This is a genomic window from Sphingopyxis indica (assembly GCF_900188185.1).
In the GTDB taxonomy this organism is placed as follows: domain Bacteria; phylum Pseudomonadota; class Alphaproteobacteria; order Sphingomonadales; family Sphingomonadaceae; genus Sphingopyxis; species Sphingopyxis indica.
The window spans coordinates 180,266-206,935 of the sequence record NZ_FZPA01000007.1; the positions used below are offsets into that span (position 1 = coordinate 180,266).

25 protein-coding genes, 1 tRNA gene and 1 pseudogene are annotated in these 26,670 nt (G+C 68.9%); 13 read left to right on the plus strand and 14 right to left on the minus strand.

The window, feature by feature from the left end; genetic code table 11:
- Nucleotides 1–158 precede the first annotated feature (158 nt).
- From tsaD to CHB69_RS11255, 3 genes are all read left to right on the plus strand, one after another.
- Nucleotides 159–1,193, plus strand: coding sequence for a tRNA (adenosine(37)-N6)-threonylcarbamoyltransferase complex transferase subunit TsaD (tsaD, locus tag CHB69_RS11245; RefSeq protein ID WP_089216094.1), 1,035 nt, complete (start codon nucleotides 159–161; stop codon nucleotides 1,191–1,193).
- Nucleotides 1,190–2,197, plus strand: coding sequence for an NAD(P)H-dependent glycerol-3-phosphate dehydrogenase (locus CHB69_RS11250; protein WP_245836723.1), 1,008 nt, complete (start codon nucleotides 1,190–1,192; stop codon nucleotides 2,195–2,197). Before tsaD ends, CHB69_RS11250 begins: the two co-directional genes overlap by 4 nt.
- 76 nt (nucleotides 2,198–2,273) lie before the next feature.
- Nucleotides 2,274–3,794, plus strand: a complete 1,521-nt coding sequence (locus tag CHB69_RS11255; protein ID WP_141133967.1) for a lipopolysaccharide biosynthesis protein — start codon at nucleotides 2,274–2,276, stop codon at nucleotides 3,792–3,794.
- A 255-nt stretch (nucleotides 3,795–4,049) separates the two neighbouring features.
- On the opposite strand, the gene CHB69_RS11260 is transcribed toward CHB69_RS11255, so the two are convergent.
- Nucleotides 4,050–5,048 carry an adenosine kinase gene (locus CHB69_RS11260; RefSeq protein ID WP_089216097.1) on the minus strand — a complete coding sequence of 333 codons (999 nt, stop codon included), beginning with the start codon at nucleotides 5,046–5,048 and terminating at the stop codon, nucleotides 4,050–4,052.
- A 262-nt stretch (nucleotides 5,049–5,310) separates the two neighbouring features.
- Between CHB69_RS11260 and CHB69_RS11265 the strand changes: the two genes are divergently transcribed.
- Together CHB69_RS11265 and CHB69_RS11270 are read left to right on the plus strand one after the other, a co-directional pair.
- Entirely contained in the window at nucleotides 5,311–5,988 is a 678-nt protein-coding gene (locus CHB69_RS11265; RefSeq protein ID WP_089216098.1) for an EI24 domain-containing protein, read from the plus strand.
- Nucleotides 5,985–6,365 (plus strand): hypothetical protein, encoded by a 381-nt coding sequence (locus tag CHB69_RS11270; protein WP_089216099.1) that lies wholly within the window; start codon nucleotides 5,985–5,987, stop codon nucleotides 6,363–6,365. The genes CHB69_RS11265 and CHB69_RS11270 overlap by 4 nt, the downstream gene beginning before the upstream one ends.
- A 244-nt stretch (nucleotides 6,366–6,609) precedes the next feature.
- On the opposite strand, the gene queG is transcribed toward CHB69_RS11270, so the two are convergent.
- On the minus strand, nucleotides 6,610–7,662 hold the full coding sequence (queG, locus tag CHB69_RS11275; RefSeq protein ID WP_089216100.1) for a tRNA epoxyqueuosine(34) reductase QueG: 1,053 nt from the start codon (nucleotides 7,660–7,662) through the stop codon (nucleotides 6,610–6,612).
- A gap of 208 nt (nucleotides 7,663–7,870) precedes the next feature.
- Here queG and CHB69_RS11280 point away from each other — a divergent pair, with 208 nt between their 5' ends.
- On the plus strand, nucleotides 7,871–8,821 hold the full coding sequence (locus tag CHB69_RS11280) for an ABC transporter ATP-binding protein (RefSeq protein ID WP_245836725.1): 951 nt from the start codon (nucleotides 7,871–7,873) through the stop codon (nucleotides 8,819–8,821).
- Nucleotides 8,818–10,095 (plus strand): ABC transporter permease, encoded by a 1,278-nt coding sequence (locus tag CHB69_RS11285; protein WP_089216102.1) that lies wholly within the window; start codon nucleotides 8,818–8,820, stop codon nucleotides 10,093–10,095. Before CHB69_RS11280 ends, CHB69_RS11285 begins: the two co-directional genes overlap by 4 nt.
- Before the next feature lie 392 nt (nucleotides 10,096–10,487).
- On the opposite strand, the gene CHB69_RS11290 is transcribed toward CHB69_RS11285, so the two are convergent.
- Nucleotides 10,488–12,836, minus strand: coding sequence for a TonB-dependent receptor (locus tag CHB69_RS11290; protein ID WP_089216103.1), 2,349 nt, complete (start codon nucleotides 12,834–12,836; stop codon nucleotides 10,488–10,490).
- Nucleotides 12,837–13,042: 206 nt separating this feature from the next.
- Here CHB69_RS11290 and CHB69_RS11295 point away from each other — a divergent pair, with 206 nt between their 5' ends.
- Entirely contained in the window at nucleotides 13,043–13,678 is a 636-nt protein-coding gene (locus CHB69_RS11295; RefSeq protein ID WP_089216104.1) for a TetR/AcrR family transcriptional regulator, read from the plus strand.
- Nucleotides 13,679–14,046: 368 nt separating this feature from the next.
- On the opposite strand, the gene metW is transcribed toward CHB69_RS11295, so the two are convergent.
- Together metW and metX are read right to left on the minus strand one after the other, a co-directional pair.
- A complete protein-coding gene (gene metW / locus CHB69_RS11300; protein ID WP_089216105.1) occupies nucleotides 14,047–14,634 on the minus strand; it encodes a methionine biosynthesis protein MetW in 588 nt (195 codons plus the stop codon).
- Between the two features lie 2 nt (nucleotides 14,635–14,636).
- Nucleotides 14,637–15,758 carry a homoserine O-acetyltransferase MetX gene (gene metX, locus CHB69_RS11305; RefSeq protein WP_089216106.1) on the minus strand — a complete coding sequence of 374 codons (1,122 nt, stop codon included), beginning with the start codon at nucleotides 15,756–15,758 and terminating at the stop codon, nucleotides 14,637–14,639.
- Nucleotides 15,759–16,103: 345 nt separating this feature from the next.
- Here metX and hisC point away from each other — a divergent pair, with 345 nt between their 5' ends.
- Nucleotides 16,104–17,219, plus strand: a complete 1,116-nt coding sequence (gene hisC / locus CHB69_RS11310) for a histidinol-phosphate transaminase (RefSeq protein ID WP_089216107.1) — start codon at nucleotides 16,104–16,106, stop codon at nucleotides 17,217–17,219.
- A 6-nt stretch (nucleotides 17,220–17,225) separates the two neighbouring features.
- Nucleotides 17,226–18,134: a prephenate/arogenate dehydrogenase family protein gene (locus CHB69_RS11315; RefSeq protein ID WP_089216108.1), complete on the plus strand. Its 909-nt coding sequence runs from the start codon at nucleotides 17,226–17,228 to the stop codon at nucleotides 18,132–18,134.
- Between the two features lie 302 nt (nucleotides 18,135–18,436).
- On the opposite strand, the gene CHB69_RS11320 is transcribed toward CHB69_RS11315, so the two are convergent.
- Genes CHB69_RS11320 through ftsE form a run of 4 tightly spaced genes read right to left on the minus strand, consistent with a single transcriptional unit; the run spans nucleotide 18,437 to nucleotide 21,338 of the window.
- A complete protein-coding gene (locus CHB69_RS11320) occupies nucleotides 18,437–19,159 on the minus strand; it encodes a lysophospholipid acyltransferase family protein (RefSeq protein ID WP_089216109.1) in 723 nt (240 codons plus the stop codon).
- Nucleotides 19,160–19,166: 7 nt separating this feature from the next.
- Nucleotides 19,167–19,697 carry a YdcF family protein gene (locus CHB69_RS11325; protein WP_089216110.1) on the minus strand — a complete coding sequence of 177 codons (531 nt, stop codon included), beginning with the start codon at nucleotides 19,695–19,697 and terminating at the stop codon, nucleotides 19,167–19,169.
- The gene (locus CHB69_RS11330; RefSeq protein WP_089216111.1) at nucleotides 19,694–20,599 is read right to left on the minus strand and encodes a cell division protein FtsX; all 906 of its coding nucleotides are present in this window, start codon (nucleotides 20,597–20,599) and stop codon (nucleotides 19,694–19,696) included. Before CHB69_RS11330 ends, CHB69_RS11325 begins: the two co-directional genes overlap by 4 nt.
- A 10-nt stretch (nucleotides 20,600–20,609) precedes the next feature.
- Nucleotides 20,610–21,338 (minus strand): cell division ATP-binding protein FtsE, encoded by a 729-nt coding sequence (ftsE, locus tag CHB69_RS11335; protein ID WP_089216112.1) that lies wholly within the window; start codon nucleotides 21,336–21,338, stop codon nucleotides 20,610–20,612.
- A gap of 158 nt (nucleotides 21,339–21,496) precedes the next feature.
- On the opposite strand from ftsE, the gene CHB69_RS11340 reads away from it, so the two are divergent.
- Nucleotides 21,497–22,276 carry a zinc-ribbon domain-containing protein gene (locus CHB69_RS11340; protein ID WP_089216113.1) on the plus strand — a complete coding sequence of 260 codons (780 nt, stop codon included), beginning with the start codon at nucleotides 21,497–21,499 and terminating at the stop codon, nucleotides 22,274–22,276.
- 47 nt (nucleotides 22,277–22,323) lie between these two features.
- On the opposite strand, the gene CHB69_RS11345 is transcribed toward CHB69_RS11340, so the two are convergent.
- Entirely contained in the window at nucleotides 22,324–23,385 is a 1,062-nt protein-coding gene (locus CHB69_RS11345) for a YeiH family protein (RefSeq protein ID WP_089216114.1), read from the minus strand.
- 103 nt (nucleotides 23,386–23,488) lie between these two features.
- Between CHB69_RS11345 and CHB69_RS11350 the strand changes: the two genes are divergently transcribed.
- Nucleotides 23,489–23,565 (plus strand) — tRNA-Arg (locus tag CHB69_RS11350).
- Here CHB69_RS11350 and CHB69_RS11355 read toward each other — a convergent pair.
- The 4 genes from CHB69_RS11355 to CHB69_RS11370 form a co-directional block, all read right to left on the minus strand.
- The gene (locus tag CHB69_RS11355) at nucleotides 23,536–25,221 is read right to left on the minus strand and encodes a recombinase family protein (protein WP_089216115.1); all 1,686 of its coding nucleotides are present in this window, start codon (nucleotides 25,219–25,221) and stop codon (nucleotides 23,536–23,538) included. The two genes, CHB69_RS11350 and CHB69_RS11355, sit on opposite strands and share 30 nt — an antisense overlap.
- 18 nt (nucleotides 25,222–25,239) lie before the next feature.
- Nucleotides 25,240–25,485, minus strand: a complete 246-nt coding sequence (locus tag CHB69_RS11360; RefSeq protein ID WP_058817956.1) for a hypothetical protein — start codon at nucleotides 25,483–25,485, stop codon at nucleotides 25,240–25,242.
- Nucleotides 25,486–25,567: 82 nt separating this feature from the next.
- Nucleotides 25,568–25,990, minus strand: a complete 423-nt coding sequence (locus CHB69_RS11365; RefSeq protein WP_058817955.1) for a type II toxin-antitoxin system VapC family toxin — start codon at nucleotides 25,988–25,990, stop codon at nucleotides 25,568–25,570.
- Nucleotides 25,987–26,232, minus strand: a complete 246-nt coding sequence (locus CHB69_RS11370; protein WP_170935525.1) for a FitA-like ribbon-helix-helix domain-containing protein — start codon at nucleotides 26,230–26,232, stop codon at nucleotides 25,987–25,989. The genes CHB69_RS11365 and CHB69_RS11370 overlap by 4 nt, the downstream gene beginning before the upstream one ends.
- Before the next feature lie 221 nt (nucleotides 26,233–26,453).
- Here CHB69_RS11370 and CHB69_RS20795 point away from each other — a divergent pair.
- Nucleotides 26,454–26,670: pseudogene (locus tag CHB69_RS20795) on the plus strand (recombinase family protein); the annotation flags it as partial.

Consider the following 26,670-nt stretch of genomic DNA (forward strand, 5'->3'; position numbering starts at 1 on the left):
CGGACCTGGAAGGCCGCTTCGCGGCAATCATCTTTTTTCTCCGCGTCTCCGCGTGAACCCCAGTATCTTGACCCGCTTTGCGCTCTTGAGAGCAAATCATCGCAATCACCCGCCGCTTGCCCCCGTGCCCTTCGCGCGGGTAAGGCACGGGCGGCACCATGACCCTGATCCTTGGCCTCGAATCGAGCTGCGACGAAACCGCGGCGGCGCTCGTCACCGGCGACCGGCAGATTCTGGCCCATCGCGTCGCGGGGCAGGAGGCCGAGCACCGGCCCTATGGCGGCGTCGTGCCCGAGATCGCGGCGCGCGCGCATGTCGACCGGCTCGCGCCGCTCGTCGAGGGCGTGCTCGCCGACGCGGGCGTCGCGCTCGCCGACGTCGACGCGATCGCCGCGACCGCCGGGCCGGGGCTGATCGGCGGGGTGATGGTCGGGCTGGTCACCGGCAAGGCGCTCGCGCACGCCGCGGGCAAGCCGCTGGTCGCGGTCAACCATCTCGAAGGCCATGCGCTGAGCCCGCGCCTCACCGATCCCGACCTCGCTTTCCCCTATCTGCTGCTGCTCGTCTCGGGCGGGCATTGCCAGCTGCTGCTTGTCGAGGGCGTCGGCGCCTATCGCCGCCTCGCGACGACGATCGACGATGCCGCGGGCGAAGCGTTCGACAAGACCGCGAAGCTGCTCGGGCTCGGCTATCCGGGCGGCCCCGCGGTCGAGCGCGCGGCGACGGACGGCGACCCGCGCGCGGTGCCGCTGCCGCGCCCGCTCGTCGGCAGTGCCGAGCCGCATTTCTCGTTCGCGGGCCTCAAGAGCGCGGTCGCGCGCGCCGCCGCGTCGGGCGCGCACAGCGTCGCCGATCTCGCTGCCTCGTTCCAGCAGGCGGTCGTCGACTGCCTCGTCGATCGCAGCCGCATCGCGCTCGCCGCCTGTCCGGGGGCGACCGCCTTCGTCGTCGCGGGCGGCGTCGCGGCGAACGGCGCGATCCGCGCCGCGCTGACGGGTCTCGCGCATGACTATGACAAACGCTTCGTCGCGCCGCCGCTGTGGCTATGCACCGACAATGGCGCGATGATCGCCTGGGCGGGCGCCGAGCGCTTCGCGGCGGGGCTCACCGACCCGCTCGACACCGCCGCGCGGCCCCGCTGGCCGCTCGATCCCGCCGCCGAGGCGGTGCGCGGCGCCGGAGTAAAAGCATGACGAGTGAAGGCATGACGTCATACAGCAATTTCGGGGTCGTTGGCGGCGGCGCTTGGGGCACCGCGCTCGCGCAGCTGCTCGCCGCCGAGGGCGCGCCGGTGCGGCTCTGGGCGCGCGAGGCCGATGTCGTCGCGGCGATCAACGCCGAGCATCGCAACCCGATCTTCCTGCCCGGAGCGGCGCTCTCGCCCTCGCTGGTAGCGACCGGCGACCTCGCCGACCTCGCCGGGCTCGACGCGCTGCTCGTCGTCGTTCCCGTCCCCTATCTGCGCGCGGTGCTCGCCGGGCTGCCCGCCGGCGACGCGCCGCTGATCTTTTGCAGCAAGGGGATGGAAGCGGAGAGCTTCGCCTTCCCGATCGACATCGCGCGCGCGATTTTCCCCGACCGCCCGCTCGCGGTGCTCTCGGGTCCGACCTTCGCGAACGAGGTCGCCGCGGGCCTGCCGACCGCGATCACCCTCGCCGCCGCCGACGTGGGCCTCGCCGACGCGCTGGCGCAGGCGCTCGCGCGCCCGCATTTCCGCCCCTATGTCTCGACCGACATGATCGGCGCCGAGATCGGCGGTGCGGTCAAGAATATCCTCGCGATCGCGTGCGGGATCGTCGACGGCGCCGGGCTCGGCCTTAATGCACGCGCGGCGCTGATCAGCCGCGGTTTCGCCGAAATGACGCGCTTCGGCCTGTCGCGCGGCGCCGAGGCGGAGACGCTCGCGGGGCTCGCGGGCCTCGGCGACCTGGTGCTCACCTGCACTTCGTCCAATTCGCGCAATTTCGCGCTCGGCCAGGGGCTCGGGCGCGGCGAAACCGCCGCTGCGCTGATGGCCGACCGCCGTACCGTCGCGGAAGGGGCGTTCAGCGCCCCGGTGGTGGCCGCGGCGGCGCGCGCCGGGGGAATCGACATGCCGATCACCGACGCGGTCGCGCGGCTGGTCGCCGGCGAGACCGGTGTCGCCGACGCCGTTCAGGCGCTGCTCAGCCGCCCGCTGCGACGCGAGGGGCGATGACCCGCGACACAAGATTGCCTGCCCCACGCCCCCGCGCTAGACTGCGCGCAGGGGAGCAGCAGAGGGGGCGCCAGGCTTGAGCCAGACCGACAGCGCAGCCGCGCCACCTTCGCCCGACCCCTTGCCCGAAGCCGACACGGCCGCGCTGGCGAAGGGCGGCCGCACCAATTTCTTCGGCTTCGTGCTGCGCCTCGTCGCGCGGCTGCCCTTCCTCTATATCGCCGGCCGCTGGTACGGGCCGGAGGCGGTCGGGCGCTTCGCCTTTGCGGTGCTCGTCATCGAGCTGGTCGCGCAGATTGCGACGCTCGGGCTGAAGCGCGGGCTTGCCGAGCAATTGAGCGCGCCCGGCGCCGACCCGCGAATCGTCGTTTGGGACGGCATGTTCGTCGCCTTTCTCGCCTCGGCGATCGGATCGGCGGTGCTGTTCCTGCTGCCGCAGCTCATGTACCCCGCCGGCGACCTGTCGGCGGTCGATCGCTGGATGGCGCTGCTCGTCTTTGCGATCGCGGGGACCGAAATCGCGCTCGCGGCCTGTGCCTATCGCTTCGACATCGGCGCGACTGTGCGCGCGCGCGCGGTGGTCGAGCCGTGGACGATCAGCATCGCGGCGGCGGGTTTCTGGTATGTGTCGCCGCGCGACGGGCTGATGCTCGCCTATGCCGCTGCGATGGTCGCCGCCTTCCTGACCGCGCTGTGGCCGATGATCCGCCACTATGGCGGGCCGGGCGTGTGGCGCCCGCATATGGCGCATCTGATCGGCCTCGCGCGCCGCAACGCGCCGCTCGCCGCCGCCGATGCGATCGAGTGGGGGACGCGGCGGCTCGACCTGTTCATCCTGGGCCAGTTCACCTCGCCGACGATCTATGGCATTTATTATATGGCGCAGCAGGTCGCGTCGCTGCCGCAGAAGCTGAAGACCAGCTTCGAGCCGATCCTCGGCCCCGTCATCACGCGCAACCTCGCCGAAAAGCGCTTTTCGGCGGTCGCCGCGCAGGTCAGCCAGGTCGGCTTCTGGATCATCGCCGCGCAGGCGGGGGTCGCGCTCGCGCTCGGCATCCCGGGCGAGGCGGTGATGGGGCTCGTCGGGCCCGAATTCGTCAGCGGCACCGGCGCGCTCGCCTTCCTGCTCGCCGCCGAAGTCGTCGCCGCGACCGCGGTGGTCAGCGAGGCGGCGCTCGTCTATGTCGCGCGCCACCGCAATCTGCTGCTCAGCCTCGCGACGCTGGGGCTGCAGGCGGTGCTTAGCGTCGCGCTGATCCTCACCGCGCAGGCGATGGGGCTGCCGCCGATCTATTATGCGGGGGCGGTTGCGGGCGCGCTGATGCTTGCGCTCGGCTTTGCGTCGGTCGCGAAGGCGTGGCTGCTCGCCCGCATCCTGCACGCGCCGGTGAACAGCCTGCGCTGGGCGCTCGTCTGGGCGACCGCGGGTGCGGCGATCCTCGGCTGGGGCGCGACGCAGATGCCCGAATGGGCCGAGCTGCTGTTCGGCGTCCCCGTCATCCTCGGCATCTATGCGTGGCTGATCTGGACGCGCGGCTTCGGCCCCGCCGACCGCGCGCTGTTCAAAAAGCATCCCGAGAGCGCGGTCGCAGCGTAGGGGCGCTCGTCAAGCGCGCTCCTCCAACCGCGGAAAATGTCTCGCACAAAGCCACGAAGCCACAAAGAATGGCCGCACCCCGTTCGGCCTGAGCTTGTCGAAGGGCCGTCTTTCTTTCGACGTTGCAAAGGAAGAACGATGCTTCGAGGCGTTGAGCCCGAAGTGGAGGCAAATTGGCGGACGGCGCGGCGCCCCCTTTGTGGCTTCGTGGCTTTGTGCGCGATAATGGCAACACCCGGCCTCACGCCCGTTCCACTACCCCAGTCGCGCCGCGACCTTGGCCTTGAGGTCGGTCTGCGCGCGCGGGCCGACCTGCGCGATGATTTCGCGCGCGCAGACGGCGCCCATGGTCAGGCAGTCGGCGATCGGGCGCCCTTCGGCGTGGCCCGACAGGAAGCCCGCGGCGAAGAGGTCGCCCGCGCCGGTGGTGTCGACCACCGCGTCGATCGGCTCGGCGCCGACCTCGGTGCGCGCGCCGCCGGTGATCGCGATCGCGCCCTTTTCGCTGCGCGTCACGACGAGCAGCGGCACCTGCGGCGCGATCTTCGCGACCGCGGCCTCGAAATCCTCTTCACCCGCGAGCGCCTTGATCTCGACCTCGTTGGCGAAGAGGATGTCGAACAGTCCCGCCGCGATCAGCGCGCGGAAATCCTCGCCATGACGGTCGATGATGAAGGCGTCGGACAGGGTGAAGGCGACCTTGCGCCCCGCGCCCCGCGCCACGTCGATCGCGCGCCGCATCGCCGCGCGCGATAGTTCGGGGTCCCACAAATAGCCTTCGAGATAGAGGATCTCCGACGCCGCGATCAGTTCCTCGTCGATCATCGCCTGCTCGAGCAAATGGCTCGCCCCCAGAAAGGTGTTCATCGTCCGCTGTCCGTCGGGGGTGACGAGGATCAGGCAGCGCGCGGTCGGCGCCCCGCCCGCCAGCGGCGGCGTGTCGTAGGCGACGCCGAGCGCGCGCAGATCGTGGGTAAAGACCTGGCCGAGCTGGTCGTCGGCGACCTGCCCGATGAAGGCGCAGCGCTCGCCGAGCGCCGCCATGCCCGCCAGCGTGTTCGCCGCCGACCCGCCCGACATCTCGACCGCGGGACCCATTGCGGCATAGAGGCGCGCCGCCTCCTCGGCGTCGATCAGCCGCATCGACCCCTTGACCAGGCCCTCGGCCTCGATCAGCGCATCGTCGGCGCGGGCGAGAACATCGACGATCGCGTTGCCGATCGCAACGACGTCGAAACGGGCGGTGGAGGCCATGGACTATCCTGTGCTGTTGGGGAAAAGCTGCGCCGCGCCTTACGGGGCGAAGCACGCCAAGGCAAGCCGGCGCTTGACGTCCCCTCCCGCGGGCGGGAGGGGCAGCGAGAGTTGCGGGCTTGCTCGCTACTCGCAGCGGGGTGGGCCATAGCGGCGTCGCTTGCCCACCCCCAACCCCTCCCGCAAGCGGGAGGGGAGATGGAGCCCGGCCCCGACCGTCCCGCACTTGACGCGCATCGCCCCCGCGCGTCACACCCGCGCGATGGCCCGCGCGCTCCACGCCCTGCTGCTCGCCCTTGGCGACCTCTCCAGCCCGCGCGTGCTGCGCGTCCTCGCGCAGAGCCTTGCACTGACCTTGCTGATCTTCGTCGCCGCCGGCGCGGCGCTCTTTTTCGGCACGCGCTGGGGAATCGCGCAAATGGGGTGGCTCGGCGGCACCGGGCTCGACCTTGCCGGTGCGGCGGTCCTACTGCTGCTGGTCGCGGGAAGCTGGCTGCTGTTCCGCGGCGTCGGCGTCGCGGTCGTCGGGCTGTTCGCCGATGCGATCGTCGCCGACGTCGAGGCGCGCCACTATCCCGCCGCCGCGGCGCGCGCGGTCGATGTCGGCTGGCGTCAGAACGTCGCGCTTGCGCTCGCCTCGCTCGGCCGCCTTGTCCTCGGCAACCTTGCCGCGCTGCCCTTCTACCTGCTGCTGCTCGTCACCGGGGTCGGCACCGTGTTGCTCGCGCTCGCGGTCAACGCGCTACTGCTCGGCCGCGACCTCGAAGCGATGGTGCGCGCGCGCCACCCCGACCGGCTGCGCTTCGCCCGCGGCGCGCGCTGGTCGCTCGGCCTGCTGTCCGCCGCAAGCTTCCTGGTGCCCGTCGCCAATATCTTGGCCCCCATCCTTGGCGCGGCTATGGCCGTCCATATGCTGCATATGGGGAGCGAAAGACCATGATCCGACAAAGCCGTGCCGCCGGCGCCGCCGGCCTCGCGCTGCTGCTCGCGGGCTGCGCGGGCGCGGCGATTCCGCGCGCGACGCCGCCCGCCGCGAGCGCGGGCGTGCCGCCGATCACGGCGCCGCGCGTCACCCAGAACAACGCGCTGATCGGCCACGACGCCGACGCCGCGATCGGCGCCTTCGGCCGCCCGCGCCTCGACGTCACCGAAGGGGCGGGGCGCAAGCTGCAGTTCGCGGGCGGGCCCTGCGTGCTCGACGTCTATTATTACGCGCCGCGGCAGGGCGCGAAGCCGCTCGCCACCCACGTCGACGCGCGCACCCCCGACGGCCGCGACGCCAATATCGACAGCTGCATCGCAGCTTTGCGGCGGTAACGCCCTTCTCTCTCCCGCTTCGGTGAAAAGATTTGTTTCACGCGAAGGCGCGAAGGCGCGAAGAAGCTGTTCGGGCCGATAGGCCCCATTCCCTTTCCCAACCCGCGTTCCGACGCGACGCTGCAAGGGGAAGCCGCTTCGCGGCCAGCGCAATATCTTCGCGTCTTCGCGTGAAACAGGAATATCCTACATTCGAGCCGGAATCCGCCCGAGGCCGAGGGAGCAAAGTCGCAGGTGCGCGACGTCATTCCGCCAGCTCGGCGAGCGCCCATGCCGCCGCGTCGGCGACCGCCGGCGAGGCGTCGCGGGTCAGCTCGGCGAGCCGCGTGCGAAAGCGTGGATCGCCGCTGTTCCCCGCGGCGATCGCCGCGTTGCGCACCATGCGGTCGCGCCCGATGCGCTTGATCGGCGAGCCTGCAAAAACCTGCCGGAACCCGGCATCGTCGAGCGCGAGCAGGTCGGCGAGCGCGGGCGCCGCAAGCTCGCCGCGCGGCAGGAAGGCGCGGTGCCGCGCGGCGGTATCGGCGAATTTGTTCCACGGGCACACCGCGAGGCAATCGTCGCAGCCATAGATGCGATTGCCGATCGCGTGCCTGAACTCTTCGGGGATCGGCCCCGCATGTTCGATCGTGAGATAGGAGATGCAGCGCCGGGCATCGAGCCGGTACGGCGCGGGAAAGGCCTGCGTCGGACACGCATCCTGACACGCCCGGCAACTGCCGCAGTGATCGCGCCCCGGCGCGCTTGGCACGAGGTCGAGCGTCGTATAGATCGCGCCGAGGAACAGCCAGCTGCCATGGTCGCGGCTGACCATATTGGTGTGCTTGCCCTGCCAGCCGAGCCCCGCGGCGGCGGCGAGCGGCTTTTCCATCACCGGCGCGGTATCGACGAACACCTTGACCTCGGCGCCCGGCGCTTCGGCGACGAGCCAGCGCGCAACCGCTTTCAGCGCCTTTTTGACGACATCATGATAATCGGCGCCCTGCGCATAGACCGAAATGCGCCCGCGTGTCCGATGATCGGCGAGCGCCAGCGGGTCTTCGGCGGGGGCATAGCTCATGCCGAGCGCGATCACCGACCGGACTTCGGGCCACAGGCCCTTGGGCGAGCCGCGCTGCTCCGCGCGGCTTTCCATCCAGATCATCTCGCCGTGGCACCCCTCGGCGAGCCAGGCGTCGAGGCGCGCCGCGGTCTCGGGCGCCGCGTCGGCGCGCGCGATGCCGAAGGCGGCGAAGCCATGTGCGCGCGCGACCGCTTCGAGGCGGTCTTCGAGAGGGGGCAAGGCCTTGGCAACCATTGCCCCCTATACGACAGCCGCCCGGCCGTGCCATAGCCTGGCGGTAACACATCCTCCGTTCGTCCTGAGGAGGGGCTGAGCGAAGTCGAAGACCCGTCTCGAAGGACGCCAGCGCCGCGCATGGTCCTTCGAGATGCGATTTCGACAAGCTCAATCGCTCCTCAGGACGAACGGGTCAGCTGACAGACCCCAAATCGAGGACCGGATTTTGACCGAATATTGCGTCGAGGCGCGCGACCTCACCAAATATTTCGAGGCGTTCAAGGCGGTCGATCACGTCAGCCTTTTGGTGCCGGCGGGCAGCATTTACGGCGTGCTCGGCCCCAATGGCGCGGGCAAGACGACCAGCCTGCGCATGACGCTCGGCATCATCGACCCCGATGCGGGCACGAGCCGGCTGCTGGGCGGGTTCAAGCCGCAAAGCGTGCGCCATCGCATCGGCTATCTGCCCGAGGAACGCGGCCTCTATCCCGGCATGAAGGCGCGCGAGGCGATCGCCTTCATGGGCGCGCTGCGCGGGCTCGACTGGGCCGAGGGGCGCCGCCGCGCGGGCGATTTCATGGCCGAGCTGGGGCTCGAGCGCGTGATCGACGAAAAGATCCGCAAGATGTCGAAGGGCATGGCGCAGATGGTCCAGCTGATCGGCTCGATCGTCCACGCCCCCGACCTGATCGTCCTCGACGAGCCTTTCTCGGGGCTCGATCCGGTCAATCAGGAACGGCTCGAAATGCTCGTGCGGCGCGAGCGCGAGCGCGGCGCGACGATCCTCTTTTCGACGCATGTGATGGCGCACGCCGAGCGATTGTGCGACCGCATCGCGATCATCGCGCGCTCGGCGCGGCGCTTCGAGGGCACGGTCGACGAGGCGCGCGCGCTGCTGCCGATGCAGGTGCGCTACACCCCGCGCGACGCGGCGGGCGACGTCGCGGCGATGCTGCCGCCGGGTGCCGAGCGGCGCGGCGCCGACTGGCATTTCGCGATTGAGGGCGACGCGGTCGAGCCGCTGCTCGCGCGCATCACCGCGAGCGGGCACGGGGTCGCGGGCCTGTCGATCAGCCGCCCCGGCCTCCACGACGCCTTCGTCCATATCGTCCGTCAGGTCGACGCCGGCTTCGAGGCCGATGCGCAAGCCGACGCCATCGAGGAGTCCGCCGCGTGACGCCTTTCCTCCGCAACATCTTCGTGGTTGCGCGGCGCGACTTTCTGGCGATCGTCGCGACCCCGACCTTTCTCCTCTTCCTGCTTGCGCCGCTGTTCATGATCGGCATGGGCGCGCTCGGCGGCTTCGGCGCCTCGCAGCTCGCCGACAGCGCGCGCGGCGCGGGGCGCATCGTCGCGATTGCGGGTCCGGCCGATGTCGAGCCGCTGCGCGCCGCCGACGCGCGGCTGCGCGATGCGCTGCCCGGCGACAAGCCGCCGGCGCTCGAACTGCGCGTCGCCGCGCGCGACGTCGATCCGGTCGCGGTCGCGCAGGAAAAGGGGGCCGACACCTATGCGGTGATGAGCGGTCCGCTCGCCGCCCCGCGCATCGTCGAGCGCGAGGAGGGCAGCCGGTCGGGCGCCTATCTGGCGCTGCTCGCGACCGACGTGCTGCGCGACCGTGCCGCGGGTGCCGTCGCCCCTGCGGCGCCGCGCTTTGAAAATCTAAAGAAAGGCGGCACGAGCATCGCCGCACAGCAGGGGCTGGGCCTTGGTGCGGTCTTCGTCATCTTCCTTCTGACCCTGCTCCTCGCCGGTCAGTCGGTCGGGATGCTCGCCGAGGAAAAGGGCAACAAGGTGATCGAGATCCTTGCCGCTGCGGTGCCGCTCGAAAGCGTCTTCCTCGGCAAGCTGCTCGGGCTGCTCGGCGTCGCAATCCTCTTCATCGCCTTCTGGACCGCGATGGCGGTCGGCGGCGGGCTGATCGCGATGACGCAGCTCGACCCCGGCGCGCTCGCGAACGCCGGCGCCGCGTCGGCGAACGCGCAGGCGACTTCGGCCGCGTTCGGCGTCACGCCCGCGACCGGCTGGCCCTTCTTCATCCTGATCATGCTCGCCTATTTCATCATGTCCTTCCTGCTCCTCGGCGCGATCTTCCTCGGCGTCGGCGCGCAGGCGGGGACGGTGCGCGAAATCCAGATGCTCAGCCTGCCGATCACCATCCTTCAGGTCGCGATGTTCAGCCTCTGCTCGGGCGCCGCCAACGCGCCGGGCAGCAGCGTCGCGACGATCGCGCAGATCATTCCCTTCTCGTCGCCGATGGCGATGGCGGCGCGCGCCGCGACCGACGATGCGAAGGCGGTCCACCTGCTCGCGCTCGGCTGGCAGGCGATCTGGGTCGCGCTCGTCGTCACCCTGTCGGTCCGTCTCTTCCGCTCGGGCGTGCTCAGCGGGCGGAGCAGTTGGAAATTCTGGGAGCGGGGCGCGAAGGCGGTCGCCGCCGGTGATCAATAGCAGCCGCCGGGCTGAAGGAAGAGAGCGGCGTAGGGATGCGAAGGCCGCGCGGCAAGCGAGCAACGCGCTGTGCCGCGGGTGACGGCAAGATTTGTCCCACGCGAAGACGCGAAGATGTCGCGCTTGCCGCGAAGCGGCTTTTCCCTTTCGCGTTGCGGCGGACGCGGCGATGAAGGGAAAGGCGGCCTAGCGGCTGCGAACCGGCCCCTTCGCGTCTTCGCGCGAAACAAAAATCCCGGTCCGCCGGTTTCAACCAACGCCCTCTGCGCGTGCCTTCTCGCACCACAAGATGTCCGCTCCCCACCCCCAAAGCTGTCCTCTCCGCGCAGACCTCGCCCAAAAAAAGGGGCGCCGCGGCGGGCGCCCCTTTCCCCCTTGTCGATGGCGCGACGTCAGAACTTCACGGTGCCGCTGACGAAGACCTGGCGCGGGTTGCCGTAAAAGGCGGTCAGCGTGCCTTCGGTGCCGAGCGCCGATTGCGGCAGGCCGTTCGCGCCGGGGATGATCGCGCCCGTCGTCGGATCGGTCACGACGAAGGTGTAGCCCGACGTCTTGTATTTCTTGTTGGTCAGATTCCTGCCGAAGATGCCGAGGCTCCAGCGGTCGCCGGGCGCGGTATAGACGAGGCTCGCGTCGAGCAGCGCAAATCCCTTCTGGTCGATATAGGGGTTGGGGATTTCGAACTGATAGGTCTTGCTGCGATAGGACAGCGTCGTGCGGAAGCCGAGGTCGCCGTCGCCGGCCGGGACCGAATAGTCGAGTGTGCCGCTCGCGGTCCATTTCGGCGTATTCTGCACCTCGCGATAGTCGGCGACGTCGGTGGGGACCCCGCCGATATTGGTGACATATTCCTTATAATCGGCGTCGATGAAGCCGAGCGCGGTCGAGAGTGTCAGCCGGTCGCCGGCCGCCGCGAGATCGTCGCCGAGGCGCGCGCGGCCTTCGAACTCGACGCCCTTGAAGGTCGCCTTGCCCGCGTTCGACACGACGCCGCAGAAGGTCTGGATGCCGCCGACGTTGCACGCGACCGATCCCGGGATCTGGACGTCGGTGTAATCGGCATAAAAGGCCGCGATCGCGACGTCGAGCCGCCGGTCGAGCAGGCTGCCCTTATAGCCGAGCTCGTAGCTTTCGACCTGTTCGGGGCGGAAGCTGAGGAAGTCGGCGACCTCGGCGTCGGTCGGGTTGCCGGGATCGGCGGCCGGCGCGTTGACCCCGACGCCGCGCGGGTCGAAGCCGCCGCCCTTGAAGCCCTGCGAATAGCTTGCGTAGAGATTATGGTCGGGCGTCGGCTGGAATTGCAGCGAGACGCGCGGGGTGAATTTGTTGAAGTTGCGGCTGCCCTCGAAATCGGTGCTCGGGGTGCCGAAGGGAACCCCCGCGCCGCCGAAGACCGGCGATCCGCCGCCGAGATAATTCTGGCGCAGGATCGACGCGGTGCGCTTGTCCCACGTATAGCGGCCGCCGACCGACAGGCTGAGCCGGTCGGTGAAATCATAGGTGAAGTCGCCGAAGATCGCATAGGTTTCGGTATCGACATCGGCCTCGGTAAAGGCGGTGAAGCCGGCGAAGGTGTTGAACAGGCGGACGTCGAACAAGGTGTCGGCGCTCGCGTTCAGATAATAGAAGCCGAGCAGGCCCTTCAGCCGGTCGCCTTCGTAGAGAAGCTGGAATTCCTGGCTGACCTGTTCGTTGAAATAATAGCCGGGGACGTCGAGGTCGGCGGCGGGCAGCGCGTCGAAGTCGATCGGGGTCGCCGAATTATCCTTGCGCCACGCGCTGATCGAACGCAGCGTCAGCGCGTCGCCGAGTTCGGCCGAGACGTTCATCGCGAGGCCGTACGCTTCGATTTCCTGGCGGGGATCGTTGAGCCCGCCGCGGCTGTCATAGACGTCGTCGAGCACCGGCTGATCGGTCGCGAGCGACGGGATCAGGCGATGGCCGCCGCGCGGATCGCTCTTGTCCTTGGTATAGTCGCCTGAGATGCGGATCAGCACCGGCTCGCCATAGCCGCCGAGCTCGACGGTGCCGCGCGCCGCCCAGACATCCTTGTTGTAATTTTCAAGGCCGGTGGTGGCATTGTCGCCAAAACCGCCGCGCGACAGGCGCGCGCCCGCGGCGCCGATGCGCAGCAGGTTGCCGATCGGCGCGCTCGCGCTTACGACGAGGTCGGCCTGGTCGTAGGTGCCATAGGTGCCCTTGAGCGTGAGCGACGGGTCCTCGGGCAGCGGTTTGGTGACATATTTGACCGCGCCGCCGATCGTGTTGCGGCCATAGAGCGTGCCCTGCGGCCCGCGCAGCACCTCGATCCGCTCGACGTCGTAGATGTCGAGCACCGCGGCCTGCGGGCGGTTGAGATAGACATCGTCGAGATAGATGCCGACGCCCTGTTCGAAGCCCGACACGGGGTCCTGCTGGCCGACGCCGCGGATGAAGGCGGTGAGCGTCGAGTTCGAGCCGCGCGACACTTCGAGCGTCGTGTTCGGGGTGGTCTGGCCGATGTCGGTGATGTCCATCGCGCCCGCCTTGTCCAGCGCGTCGCCCGAATAGGCGGTGATCGCGACCGGCACGTCGATCAGCCGCTCGTCGCGGCGGCGCGCGGTGACGATGATCGCATTGTCGCCGTCCTCGGCGCTTGCGCCGCTTTCTTCCTGCGCAAGGGCGGCGGGCGCGAAGGCGAGCAGCGACAGCGCGCTCGATGCGCAGACGATGGTGCGGAAGCGGCGGGCGAACGGACGCATGTGAACTCTCCCTTGTGCGCGGACGGCCCCTCGCCGCCCGTTTCGTCATTTTCTTGGGCCGGGCGCTTGCCAAGCCGTGATGCACTCAATAATGAAAGGTGAACCAAGTTTCAACTTATAAACCGGCCCGGGCATTTTTTGCTTGCCACTGGTGCGCAAAAGCCACGATGCACCGGGATCGAGGGGGCAGGGGACGGATGGCAGCGATGGATCAGGCGCAAGGCATGGCCGGGCGGGACGAAACGGCGAAGGGCGACAAGACGCCGCGCACCGAGCGCGGGCGGCGCACCTTGCGCAAGCTGCTCGACGCCGCGGCGGTCGAATTCGGCGAGCGCGGCTTTCACGACGCGTCGATCAGCGGCATCACGCGGCGCGCGGGGACCGCGCTCGGCAGCTTCTATACCTATTTCGATTCGAAAGAGGAAATCTTCCAGGCGCTCGTCCGCTATATGAGCGAGCAGCTGCGCGACCATGTGACCCCGATCGTTCAGGCCGCGCCCGACGAGATCGAGGCCGAACGCATCGGCCTCGCTTCCTTCCTCGGCTTCGTGCGCGAGCATAAGGAGATTTACCGCATCATCGACGAGGCCGAATTCGTCGATTACGCCAGCTATCGCCGCCACTATGAAACCACGGTCGAACGCATCCGCCAGCGACTGGAGGCCGGCGCGGTGCGCGGCGAAATCCGGTCCGACGTCGGCGAGATCCACGCCTGGGCGATCGGCGGGATGAATGTCTTTCTGGGGATGCGCTATGGCCTGTGGGACGCCGACGCCGACATCGAGGCTGTGGCCGCGATCGCCAATGATCTGCTGGCGAACGGGCTGAAGAGGAGGGATTGAGGGCGATCATTCCGTTGTCGTGGGACGGCGTCCATTGGAAGATTGAATGCCAGCTTGGGGGTGGATTCGAGACATTCGCCCAACCCCTCCTCTTCAGAGGAGGGGCAGCGAGACTTACGCGCCTTGCGCGTTAGTCGCAGCGGGGTGGTCGCCTCGACCGAACGTCCAGCCAGCGCACCACCCCAAACCCCTCCTCTGAAGAGGAGGGGCTTAAGAAAGTCCGAAACCAGTCGGATGCCGCCTCCCAAACATTTCGCGCAGAGACGCAGAGATTTTCACGTTTGCCCTCTGCGCTCTCTGCGCCTCTGCGCGAATCTGGTGGTGACCTGACGTCCGAAATCGGTCTCAAACCGCCGCGAGCCGAGCGGTCAGCCCCGCGAGATCAGAAAGATCGCATGTTCGGCGCGCCAGCTCGCGGCGGCGTCGCTCGTCGGCTTGTCGCCCGACAGATACCAGGCGCGTTCGACGCGGATTCCCTTGTCGGCGATCAGCTGGCGGAAGTCGCTGACGGTGACATGGTGGATGTTCGGCGTCTCGTACCAGGCGACGGGCAGCAGGCGCGTCACCGGCATCCGGCCGTTCCACAGCAGCGCGAGGCGGACGCGCCAGTGCGCGAAATTGGGGAAGCTGACGAAGGCGCGCGGCGCGATGCGCAGCAGTTCGCCGACGACGCGGTCGGGGCGCTCGGTGGTCTGAAGCGTCTGCGAGAGGATCGCATAGTCGAAACCGTCCGCGGGATAGTCGATAAGGTCGCGGTTCGCATCGCCCTGCACCACCGACTGGCCGCGCGCGATCGCCGCGGTGACGTTCGACGGGTCGATTTCCAGCCCGCGCGCGTCGACGCCCTTGTCCCTGAGCGCCGCGATCAGCTCGCCGTCGCCGCAGCCGATGTCGAGCGCGCGCGCGCGCGCCGGAACCGCGGCGGCGATGATCGCAAGGTCGGGGCGCAGCGCCATCGTCAGCCGCCGTTCTTGAGCGCGCCGGCGACGAGCCGGTCGAGCGCAGGGACGTCGAGCAGGAAGCTGTCGTGGCCGAAGGGCGCCGACAGCTCGACGAAGCTCGCCGCCGCGCCGACGCTTTGCAGCGCCTGGACGATGCGGCGCGATTCGGCGGTCGGATAGAGCCAGTCGGTGTCGAAGCTGACGAGGGTGAAGCGCACGTCCTTGGCGCCCGCGAAGGCGCCCGCGAGGCGGCCGTCGTGCGGCTCGGCGAGGTCGAAATAGTCCATCGCGCGCGTGATGTAGAGATAGGCGTTGGCGTCGAAGCGGTCGGTGAAGGCGAGCCCCTGATAGCGCAGATAGGATTCGACCTGGAAATCGGCGTCGAAGCCGAAGGTCTTGGCCTCGCGCCCCTGCAGGCGGCGGCCGAATTTCTCGGTCAGCCCCGCTTCGGAAAGATAGGTGATGTGCGCCGCCATGCGCGCGACCGCGAGCCCCTTCGTCGGCGCGCGGTCGCTGCCGTAATATTGCCCGTCCTGCCAGTCGGGATCGGCCATGATCGCCTGCCGCCCGACCTCGTGGAACGCGATATTCTGCGCCGAATGGCGCGCCGCGCTGGCGATGACGATCGCCGAGGCGAGCCGTTCGGGCCAGGCCGAAGCCCAGGCGAGCGCCTGCATCCCGCCCATCGACCCGCCGATGACGGCATGAAGCCGCGCGATGCCGAGATGGTCGAGCAGCATCGCCTGCGCGCGCACCATGTCGCCGATCGTGATGACGGGGAATTGCATGCCGAGCGGCGCGCCGGTCGCGGCGTCGGGAGTCGCGGGGCCGCTCGACCCCATACAGCTGCCGAGGACATTGGCGCAGATCACGAAATAAAGGTCGGTGTCGACGGGCTTCCCCGGCCCGACCATCCGCGCCCACCAGCCGGGCTTGCCCGTTGCGGGATGATCGCTCGCGACATATTGGTCGCCGGTGAGCGCGTGGCAGATCAGCACCGCATTGGATTTGTCGGCGGCAAGCGTGCCATAGCTTTGAAAGGCGATCGTCACCGACGGCAGCGCCTGCCCGCTGTCGAGCGCCAGCGGCGCGTCGATCGTGACGCTGTGATGCTGAATCGCGTGGAGCCGGCTTGCCATGGGAAGGCGGGGCTAAGCGGGCGCGCCGGGCGTGTCAACGATGCGCGCGGAAGACCCGGGGCTTGGATATACTCGCGCAGAGACGCAGAGCGCGCAGAGAATTTGATTCACGCGGAGACGCGGAGACGCGGAGAAATGATGCCAGCCGCGAAGCGGCCGTCGATCCACGGCTTCGCCCAGGATCGCGGCGCAGCCGGAAAAAGGAGGCCATTCGGCCCCGGATAATATCCTCCGCGTCTCCGCGTCTCCGCGTGAATCTTTTTCTTCCCTCTGCGCGCTCTGCGTCTCTGCGCGAATCCCATCAACAAACTGGACTCGGCGGCCGCAGCCGTTAAACGCCGCGGCATGACCGACGCGACCCAGACCCTTCAACCCAAGCCGTGGATCAGCGGCATTGCACCCTATGTCCCGGGCAAGTCGGCGGGCGCCGACGGACGGCCGCTGATCAAGCTGTCGGCGAATGAAAATCCGCTCGGCACCGGTGACAAGGCGCGCGCGGCGTTTCGCGAAACGCTCGCGGCCGCCGATGCGCTGTCGCGCTATCCCGACCCGGGGTCGGTGATTTTGCGCGAGGCGATCGCCGCCAAGTTCGGGCTCGACCCGGCGCGGATCATCTGCGGCAATGGCTCGGACGAGCTGCTCCATCTCGCGGCGGGAACCTATGCCGGGGCCGGCGACGAGATTCTCTATGTCCGCTATGGCTTTGCGGTCTATGAGATCGCGGCGCGGCGCGTCGGCGCGGTGCCGGTCGAGGCCGACGACAGCGATTATGCGACCGACGTCGATGCGCTGCTCGCTGCGGTGACCGACCGGACGCGTGTCGTCTATCTCGCCAATCCGAACAATCCGACGGGCACGCTCGCGACGCGCGAAGAAGTCGCGCGGCTCCATGCCGGGCTGCCCAAGGACGTGCTGTTCGTGATCGACCAGGCCTATGCCGAATATCTGTCGGACGAGGAGGAGGACGGCGGGCTCGAGCTGGCGAAGAGTGCGCCCAACGTCTTCGTCACTCGCACCTTTTCGAAGATCCACGGCCTCGCCGCCGAGCGCATCGGCTGGGGCTATGCCAGTTCGGACGTGATTTCGGCGCTGCACCGCATCCGCCTGCCGTTCAACGTCACGCGCGCGGGGCAGGCGGCGGCGGTCGCGGCGGTCGGCGATGATGATTTCGTGCGCCGGAGCCGCGCGCATAATGCGAAGTGGCGCGCGTGGCTGGCGGCCGAGCTCGAAGCGCTCGGCAATCATGGCGTACGCGTCGTCCCCTCGGCGACCAACTTCCTGCTCGTGCTGTTCGAGGGCGATGTGACCGCCGAGATGATGAATCAGCGGTTGATGGACGCGGGCTATATCGTCCGCTGGCTGCCGGGGCAGGGCCTGCCGCACGCGCTGCGCATGACCATCGGCACCGAAGACGAAACGCGCGGGCTCGCGGCGGCGATTCGCGCCGCTTTGCAGGGCTGACCGCGCATGGCGCGCACCATCGAGCGGCTCGCGATCGTCGGGCTCGGGCTGATCGGATCGTCGATCGCGCGCGCGGTGAAGGCGAAGCTGCCCGGCGTCGCGGTGACGGGCCATGACGTCAGCGCCGCGGTGCGCGGCGAAGCACAGGCGCTCGGACTGTGCGACCGGATCGCCGCCGATCCCGCCGAGGCGGTGGCCGGCGCCGACCTGGTGATCTTCGCGGTGCCCGTCGGCGGCATGGCCGACGCGGCGCGCGCGGTGGCGCCGGGGCTGAGGGCGGATGCGATCATATCCGACGTCGGCTCGTCGAAGGCCGGGGTCGGCGCCGCGCTGCGCGAGGCCTTGCCCGGGCATCTGGTGATTCCGGCGCACCCGGTCGCGGGCACCGAAAACAGCGGCCCCGCGGCGGGCTTTGCGAGCCTGTTCGACGGGCGCTGGTGCATCGTCACCCCGCCCGCCGACGCGCCCGCCGGCGCGGTCGCCGCGCTCGAAGCCTTCTGGAGCGCGCTCGGCGCCAGGGTAGAGACGATGGACGCCGCGCATCACGACATGGTGCTCGCGGTGACGAGCCACCTGCCGCACCTCATCGCCTATACGATCGTCGGCACCGCGAGCGAGCTCGAGGAAGTGACCGAGAGCGAAGTGATCAAATATTCGGCGGGCGGTTTCCGCGACTTCACGCGCATCGCGGCGAGCGATCCGGTGATGTGGCGCGACGTGTTCCTCGCCAACCGCGATGCGGTGCTCGCGACCCTCCAGCGCTTCAACGAGGATCTGACCGTGCTTCAGCAGGCGATCCGCCGCGGCGACGGCGACAAGCTGGAGGACTGGTTCACCCGCACCCGCGCGATCCGCCGCTCGATCATCGAGCAGGGACAGGACGATGCGGCGCCCGATTTCGGGCGGAAGCATTAGGTCTCGTTTGGGGCTTGGTGGCGACGGGCGGCTGGGGCGCTGGCTGAGCCTTTTGCCGTTTCAATGATTCGCACGAAGGCACAAAGCCACAAAGAGGTGCAGGAAGCGGCGCACGTCGCTCACTATCGCGCAGCGCTCCTCCTTGTTCGTCGCCTGCGGCGGCAAGAGACCTTCGCGCAAGCCCGCACCCCTTTGTGGCTTCGTGGCTTTGTGCGAACCCATTGCGCCGCTTCGTCCCGAGCCAGCGCATCTGGTCCGGGCGCTGCACATCCTGCGGCCCCGGCTTCCGCTGGGGCGGCGATCTATTCGGATCGCTCGAGCGCCTCGGGCGGGTTGAGCGCGTTGATCGCGCGCCAGACGCGGTGCTCGGCTTCCGCGCGCGGCAGGCCGGCGGGAATCGTTTCGCCGACGCGATAGGTGATCGTGCCGGGCCATTTGACCCAGCGGCGCGGCGGATAGACGAGGCCGCTGTTCACCGCGACGGGGATCACCGGCACGCCGAGCAGCCGATAGACGCCCGCGAAGCCCGATCGCAGCGGCGGCGCGAGCCCGTGCGGGACGCGCGTCCCTTCGGCGAAGAGGACGAGCGGGCGGCCCTTTTCGAGCGCGGCCCTCGCGGCATTCAGCATCGCGCGCATCGCCTTGCCGCCGCCGTCGCGGTCGACGGGGATCAGGCCATAGAGATGCGCCGCCTGGCCCCACACGGGGATCGAGAACAGCTCCTCCTTCGCGAACACCGCGGGCCATTTGAAGAGCAGGGGCTGGTCGATCGTCTCGAACGCGCCTTCGTGCTTGAAGACATAGAGCAGCGGGCTGTCGGGCATCGCGCCTTCGACGATGACGCGCTGGCCGAGCACGAAACGGGTGATGAAGCGGTGGAAACGCGCCCACATATGCACGAACCACTGCGTCGCGCGGTGCGACACGGGCAACGCGACCACCGCGCCGATCGAGCAGAGGGCGCTCATCAGCCCGAACAGCATCCAGAAGAGGATCGAGCGGAAAAGGGCGATCGCGTAGCGCATCGTGATATTACAGCCCGAGCAGGCCGCCCACCAGCCCCGCCAGATATTTGTGATATTCGCGGAACAGGGTGCTGAAGCTCGGCTCGCTGCGCACGGCGTCGGGGACGATCGTCACATCCTTGCCGACCGCGCGGCCGATTTCATAGTGCGCGCGGCGCATATGCCAGTCGGTCGTCACCAGCCGCACCGTCCTGTAGCCCCGCCGCGCAACCCAGCTTGCGACCTCGGTCGCGTTCGAGCGCGTATCCTCGGCATCGAACCCCAGCGCGACGCAGCAGTCGAACAGCGCGAGCGGGCGCTTATATTCGGCGGCGAGCTCCTTGGGCTTCACCTCGCGCGCGACGCCGCTGATCAGCACGCGCTTTGCCTGCCCATCCTCGAGCAGTTCGAGCGCGCGGTCGATGCGCCCCGGGCCGCCGGTGAGCACGACGATCGCGTCGGTTTTCTGCGGTGGCGCGGGCATCGGCGGCAGCAGCGCGAACCAGGCGAAGCCCAGCACCCAGGCGAGGAAGAGGAGGGAGATCAGGCGCTTGATCATAATATCTTCTTGAGCGCGGCGAGCAGCGTCTGGCGCGCCGTCAAAGCAGCGAGCGCGATAGCCAATAGCGGCAGCGCCAGCAAGAGCGCCCAGCCGCCGGTGCCGAGCGAAGCGGTCGCGGCGAGCCCCGCGGTGACGCGCGACCATTGCCAGCCGACGAGCAGCAGAAGAGCCGCCGCGACCGCGGTGCCGAGCGCGATGCCATAGGCGGTGTCGATCGCGATGCGCCGCTGGAACAATCGCGCGATCTGGCGGTCGGTCGCGCCGATCAGGTGAAGCATCTCGATCGTCGCATAATGGGTGCCGAGCGCGGCGCGCGCGGTCATCACGACGACCGCGCCGCTCGCGAGGATCATCATCAGCACCAGCCCGCCCGCGATCCACGCGAGCGAACGGATCAGCCGGGCGACCGGCCCCAGCCATTCGGCGTGCGGGATGACGCGCGCGCCCGGCGCGATCTCGTCGACCAGCGCTTTGAGCTGCGCGAGCTGGCGCGCGCGGTCGCCGGCGGCAAGGTCGATGTCGACGAGCGCGGGAAGCGGCAGCGAGCGGAGCACCGGATCGTCGCCGCCCGCGCTGCCGAGCCACTGGCCGAGCGTCGCGAGCAACTCGTCCTGCCCGACCTGGCGCGCGGCGCGGACATAGGGTTCGCGCGCTGCGCTGCGCTCAAGCTCGGCCGCCTGTTCGGCGCGCGCCGCGGGGCCGGGGGTGACGATCTGCACCGTCACCCGCCCGGCGATCGCCTCGCCGATCGCTTCGGCCGCGCGCGCGAGCCCGACCCCGGCGCCGGCGGCGAGCAAAGTCAGCATCATCAGGATCGCGATCACCCACGGCGTCGGCCCCGACAGGCGCGGTTCGGGAAGCAGGCGGCGATGCTGGACGGGAACGCGCGGGATGATCATGCGGCGCCCCTCACGACCGGTTCGGCGGATAGCGCAGCGCGCCGGTGGGGTCGGAAAGGCGTCCCTTTTCGAGCCGCATCATCTGCGCATTGTCGATGCGGCTGATCAGATGGACGTCGTGCGTAGCGACGACGACCGTGGTGCCGAGCCGGTTGAGCGCTTCGAACAGCCCCAGGAGCCGCATCGCCATCTCGGGATCGACGTTGCCGGTGGGTTCGTCGGCGACGAGCAATTGCGGCCGTGCGATCACCGCGCGCGCGATCGCGACGCGCTGCTGCTCGCCGCCCGACAGCGTCGCGGGGCGCGCCTCGGCGCGCGCGTCGAGCCCGATCCAGCTCAGCATCTCCCCCACCGGCCCCGCCAGATCCTCTTCGCTCACCCCGGCGATGCGCAGCGGCAGCGCGATATTGTCGCGCGCCGACAGGTGCGGGATCAGCCGGAAATCCTGAAAGACGACGCCGATGCGGCGCCGAAAGCCGGGCAGGCGGTGACGCGGCATCGACCCCAGATCCTCGCCGAACAGCCGCACGATGCCGCGGCTCGGCCGCTGCGCGAGATAGAGCATCCTGAGCAGCGAGGTCTTGCCCGCGCCCGAAGCGCCGGTGAGGAAATAGAAGCTGCCCGGTTGCAGGTTGAAGCTGATGTCCGACAGGATTTCGCCATCGGGACCATAGCGCAGCCCGACATTGTCGAATTCGACCATCGCGCCGCCCGCGCGCTGCGTCGCGGCGCCCGTCATGACGCCAGATACGCGCCGAAAAGCGCGCCGCCTGCCCCGGAAATGCGATAGTCCGCCGCCCTCATGCGCCGGCTGTCGCACGGCCCGCTGCCGAGGTAAAGGCCCGCGCGCGACGCGGCGCTTGCAACGCCGCGAATCAGCGTGTTTAGAGGGGGGCCATGATCCTAGCCTGCCCGTCCTGCCACACGCGCTACGTCGTTCCCGATACCGCGATCGGACCGAACGGGCGCACCGTGCGCTGCGCCAATTGCCGTCACAGCTGGTTTCAGGAACCCGCCGCCTCGCTGGCGATGCCGCCGCAGCCCGCCGCATCCGAAACGCCGCCGGCGCCGCCGTCCTCGCCGCCGCCCGCCGCCGCCGAGCCTCGGCCCGGAACATCTTCCGCGGCCGCGCCGGTCGAGGATGCGCCGCCCCCGCCGCCTCCGCCCGAGGCCTTCGCCGCCGCCGAAGCGCCCGCGCCGCGCCCGGCGCCCGTGCTCGCCGAGGATGCGCCGCTGCCCTTTCGCCGCGCGCGCCGCAACCCCGCGAAACGCTGGACGCTCGTCGCGGGAATCGCGGCGCTGCTGATGATCGCGGCGACTGCGGCGCTCTATGTCTATGGCCTGCCCGACTGGGCGCAGGGGCTCGGCGGCGCCAGCGGCGAACCCGATCTGGTGATCGAACTGCCGCCGAACCAGGATCATCGCGAGCTTGCCGACGGCACCATCTATTTCGCCGCGTCGGGGGTGATCATCAATCCGACCGACCGCGAACAGCGCGTCCCGCCGATCCTCGCCGAGCTGCGCGATGCGCAGGGGACGATCGTCTACAGCTGGACGATCAAGCCGCCGGTGCGCACGCTGCCGCCGGGCGAAAAGGCGAATTTCAGCGAAGCGAAGCTCGACATCCCGCGCCGCGCGACGCAGCTGACCGTCAGCTGGGCGCTGCCCAAAGGCTGAACGATCAAGGGCTTGGCGTGACGCCACGCCGCCACACCGCTACGCCGTCACAGGCTGAGCGCGGCGGCGAGCGCGAAGAGGAAGCTCGTCAAGGTCGCGACGATGATCGGCGCGAAGCTGCGCCAGCCCTGGTCGAGCAGCAACGCGAGCCGCGCCTTCATCGCGGTGGCGACGATCGCGAGCAGCAGCAGCGCCTGCGCCGTGGTCGTCGCACCGTCCTGCACCGGTTTGGGGAAGGCGATCAGCGAATTGAGCGCCGCGAGCGCGAGAAAGCCGGTGATGAACCACGGCAGGCGCAGCGGAATCCGGCGCCCGGGCGCGGTTTCGCCGCGGCGTCCAAGCCATAGCGCGACGAGCATCAGCATCGGGGCGAGCAGCGCGACGCGCGTCAGCTTGACGATCGTCGCGACCTCGCCGGCTTCTCGCGAAAAGGAAAAGCCGCCGCCGATCGCCTGCGCGACGTCGTGGATCGACGCGCCGATCAGGAAGCCCGCCTGCGTGTCGCTGAGCCCGAATTGCGCGGCGAGCACTGGATAGAGCGTCATCGCGAGCGCGCTCGCGACGGTGATGCCGACGAGGGTCAGCGTGAAGCGCGCCTGGTCGACGCGCCTGTCGCCGATCAGCGAGTAGAGCGCGAGCGCCGCCGATGCGCCGCAGATTGCGGTTGCGCCGCCCGCGAGCAGCGCGGCATCGCGATCCTGCCCGAACAGCCGCGCGCTCAGCGTCGTCGCGACGATCACCGCGAGCATGATACCGATGAGGAGAGCAAAGGGCAGCGGCCCCAGCTCGGCGAGCTGCGCCGCGGTGATCCGCGCGCCGACGAGGACGATGCCGATCCGCAGCGCGGTCTGCGACATCAGGTCGAGCCCTGCGTGGGTGCGCCGGTCCTGCGACAGAAAGGACAGGGCAAGGCCGATGAGCAGGCCCATCAGCACGATCGGCGCGGCATAATGGTCGGCGAGCCACGCCGCGGCGAGCGCCGCGATCGCGGTGACGAGCGCGCCCGGCAGATAGTCGCGCACGCGCCGCTGCGCCGGCGGCGCGGCCTCGAGCTGCATTTCGCCATAAAGGTCGGCGGCCATCGGCCAGCGCCGTTCGGATGCCTGCATCGCGTCCCGTCCTTCCGTGCGGGGCGCCTTCGCACATTGCCGCCGCGCGGTCGATAGGCCATTGCTGGCGCCGCAGAGCCCTGCTAGACGCGCCGCTCTACCGGCACCCGTAGCTCAGCTGGATAGAGCGCTGCCCTCCGAAGGCGAAGGTCACAGGTTCGAATCCTGTCGGGTGCGCCATTTCGGTTCAAAGGCACGAACGCCTAGCACCGCCGCCTCTACGCCAGAGGCGGCGGTTAGCGTTCGGAGCAGCTCGCTGCGCAGGCCGCGAATACGGACCTCTTTCCGGCTGACCACCTCGACCCGCTGGGCGACCGCCCGCACCTGATCGCGGGCGAAAGTGCCGTCGCCGTTCCGCAGCTTCTTTTTCAGGGCGGCTGCAAAGGCGCGCAGGCTCTCCGGCGTGATCGCCGGGCCGATCTTCACGATATGGGCAAGTGCGCGCTCAGAATCTCCCTTGGCCTGGTCGCGCGTCGCGGTCAGCTCGGCGATGCGATCCTTGAGCGACGGATCGCTTACGTCGATGACGCCATTCTCGATCGCGTCGTAAAGCCGCTTGAGCTTGGCTTCCGCCTCGGTCGCGCGTCGCTCAAGATCGGCGACATGCTCGCGGCGCTGATTCACCCACTCGTCGCGGCGTTCGAGGATCTGATTCATCAGACCTTCGAGCCGCGCCGGGTCGAGTAGCCGCGCTTCGAGATGATCGACCACGGCCTCATTAAGCCGATCCATCCGCACGGTGATGCCGGGACAGCCGGTCGCGCCCTGTCGCGCCTTCGTCGAGCAAGTGTAATAGCGATATTCCCGCCCGACGCTGCTGGTGCCCGTGCGCAGCGTCATCGCGCCGCCGCAGCAGGCGCAAAAGCAGATGCCGGTGAGCAGCGTCGGGCCGCCCACCGCCATTGGCGGCATCATCTTCGGACTCCGCGCCTTGAGCGACCGCTGGACCGCCTCGAACTCCGTTTCCGAGACGATGGCGGGCACTTCCATGATGGCGTGCTCGCTCTCCGGCTTCGGCGTCCTGGTCTTGTGATCGCGCGTGTTGAAACGGTGCTGGCCGATATAGGTCGTGCGGGTCAACACCTGATGCACCGCGCCCAAGCCCCAGCGCCCGCCGTCGCGGGTGCGGATGTTGTTCTCGTTCAGCCAAGTGGCGATCGACTTGAGGCCCATCGGTCCTCTGTTATCGACGCCATTCAGCGCCATGCGGTAGATGCGCCGCACCGTCTCCGCCTGGTTCGGGTCGATCTCCAGCTTCTTCTTGATCTTTGCGCCGCGCTCGCCCGCCGCGACCACGCGATAGCCGATCGGCGCACGAGCGCCGTTCCAGAAGCCTTGCCGCGCATTCTCCTTCATCGCGCGAAGCGTGTGCTTGCCGTTCTCTTTCGACTGATACTCGTCGAACAGCGTCATGATCTGGCGCATCATCACGCTCATCGGATCGTCGCCCAAGTCTTGCGTGATCGAGACGAGCTTCACCCCGTTCTTCGCCAGCTTGCGGACGTAGAACTCGAACTGGAACTGGTCGCGGAAGAACCGCGAGAAGCTGTGGACGACAATGACGGTGAACGTCGGCGGCTTTGTCATCGCCGCGTCGATCATGGCCTGAAAGGCAGGCCGGCGATCGTCGGTCGCGGTGTTGCCCGGCTCGACGAACTGGGCCGCGACTTCCCAGCCGCGTGACAGACAATACCCTTCGATCTGGCGGCGCTGGTCGGGAATCGAAAGATCGCTCTCGGCCTGCCGGCCGGTCGAGACGCGCAGGTAGAGCGCCGCGCGGGCGGTCGCCACGACCGGCGCCTCATCCTCGTCTCGTCGCAGGGCGGCGCTGGTCATAACGCTTCACTCCTCACTTCACGGCAGCGGTCCGAACAGCTTGTCCAGCTCTTGCCGCATGTGGCCTTCGATCGCGCGCAACTCGGCGTCGCCGATCGGAACTTGCTCCGGCCAGTCGTCAGTGACGACGAGCGGCCCGTCATCGTCGCGCGACCGGCGCGACGCCCGGCGCGGCGCGACGGGATTGGTATAGTCGTGCAGGTCGTCCGGGCACTCGGCCCAGCGACGGGGCGTGCGGCGACGGACTTTGCGAGGAAGAGCCATCTCGACACGCTGCCGCGTGTCCGCACTTCGCACAAAGGCTTCATCGCGGCGTAGCGCAGATAGGGTCGTGCGGCGGCGGGCGTCATGCTTCGCCCCACGGATCGACGACCGTTATCCCGCACTCGGCGAAGTCGCGCACATTGCGAGTCGCCAGTCGCGCGCCGCGCGAGCGCACGATGGCGGCAATCTGCGCGTCGATCTGGCTGATCGGCTTGCCGCCCTGTTTCCGCCCGGCGGCAATCTCTGGATAGGCGCTGGCCGCGTCGGTATCGAACGGCAGCACGCGGCCGGCAAGATCGACATCGAACATGGGGCGTGCGGCGGCCAGCAGGTCATCGCGGCGGCGTCCCTCGGGAAGCAGCGCCAGTCCGTAGAAGATTTCCGCCTGCGTCAGCGTCGTCGTGAATACGCCCGCCATCGGCTGCTCGGCAATCCACGCCATGACCCTCGGGTCAGGCTCGCGCCGCATCAGCTCGGAAATGACGTTCGTGTCGAGAACAATCATTCGCCGAAGTCCACCGCCCGGATCGGCTCGCGGTACAGCTCAGGCAGATCGACACCGCCCAGCGCGCCGAACCTCTCATGGATGGCCTGTCCCAAATTGCGAGGCCGGGGGATTTCGGTCGAGAGCGCTGAACGCAGGATGTCGCGGGCCTCGTCTTCCATCGACCGACCGTGCATCGCAGCGCGCAGGCGCAGACGATTTTTGATCGCATCGTCGATGTTTCGGATCGTCATGACTGCCATATGCAACTCCATAAGTCATTGACTGCATGTTAGTCGATGAAGCGGAAAAGTGCAAGGTCAGGGGTGGCGCCTCCCTGCGGGACCGCCGCTCTATCTCCGCTGCGCTCCGACCGAGCCCCTGACGGGTCTCGTCCCTGCCAGGTGACGATCAGCATGGCGGAGTAGCGCTGGCGCGCCGTTCGGCCAATCCGCCGCGCGGATTGTAGTCTTTCCGGTCTTGCGGAGATCGGCCAGGGCTGCGCCGGCCCGATCGCATTGGTCGTTTCTCTCCCCGTCGATGGGGTGGGCGACGCTTCCCTCTGCTGAGCCTGCACGAGGCGATCGACACGACCACCACGTCGGGCAAGCTTACCTTCCACCTGTTCGGGGCATTGGCGGAGTTCGAGCGCAACCTGATCCGCGAGCGGACCCAGGCCGGTCTCACCGCAGCCCGCGCTC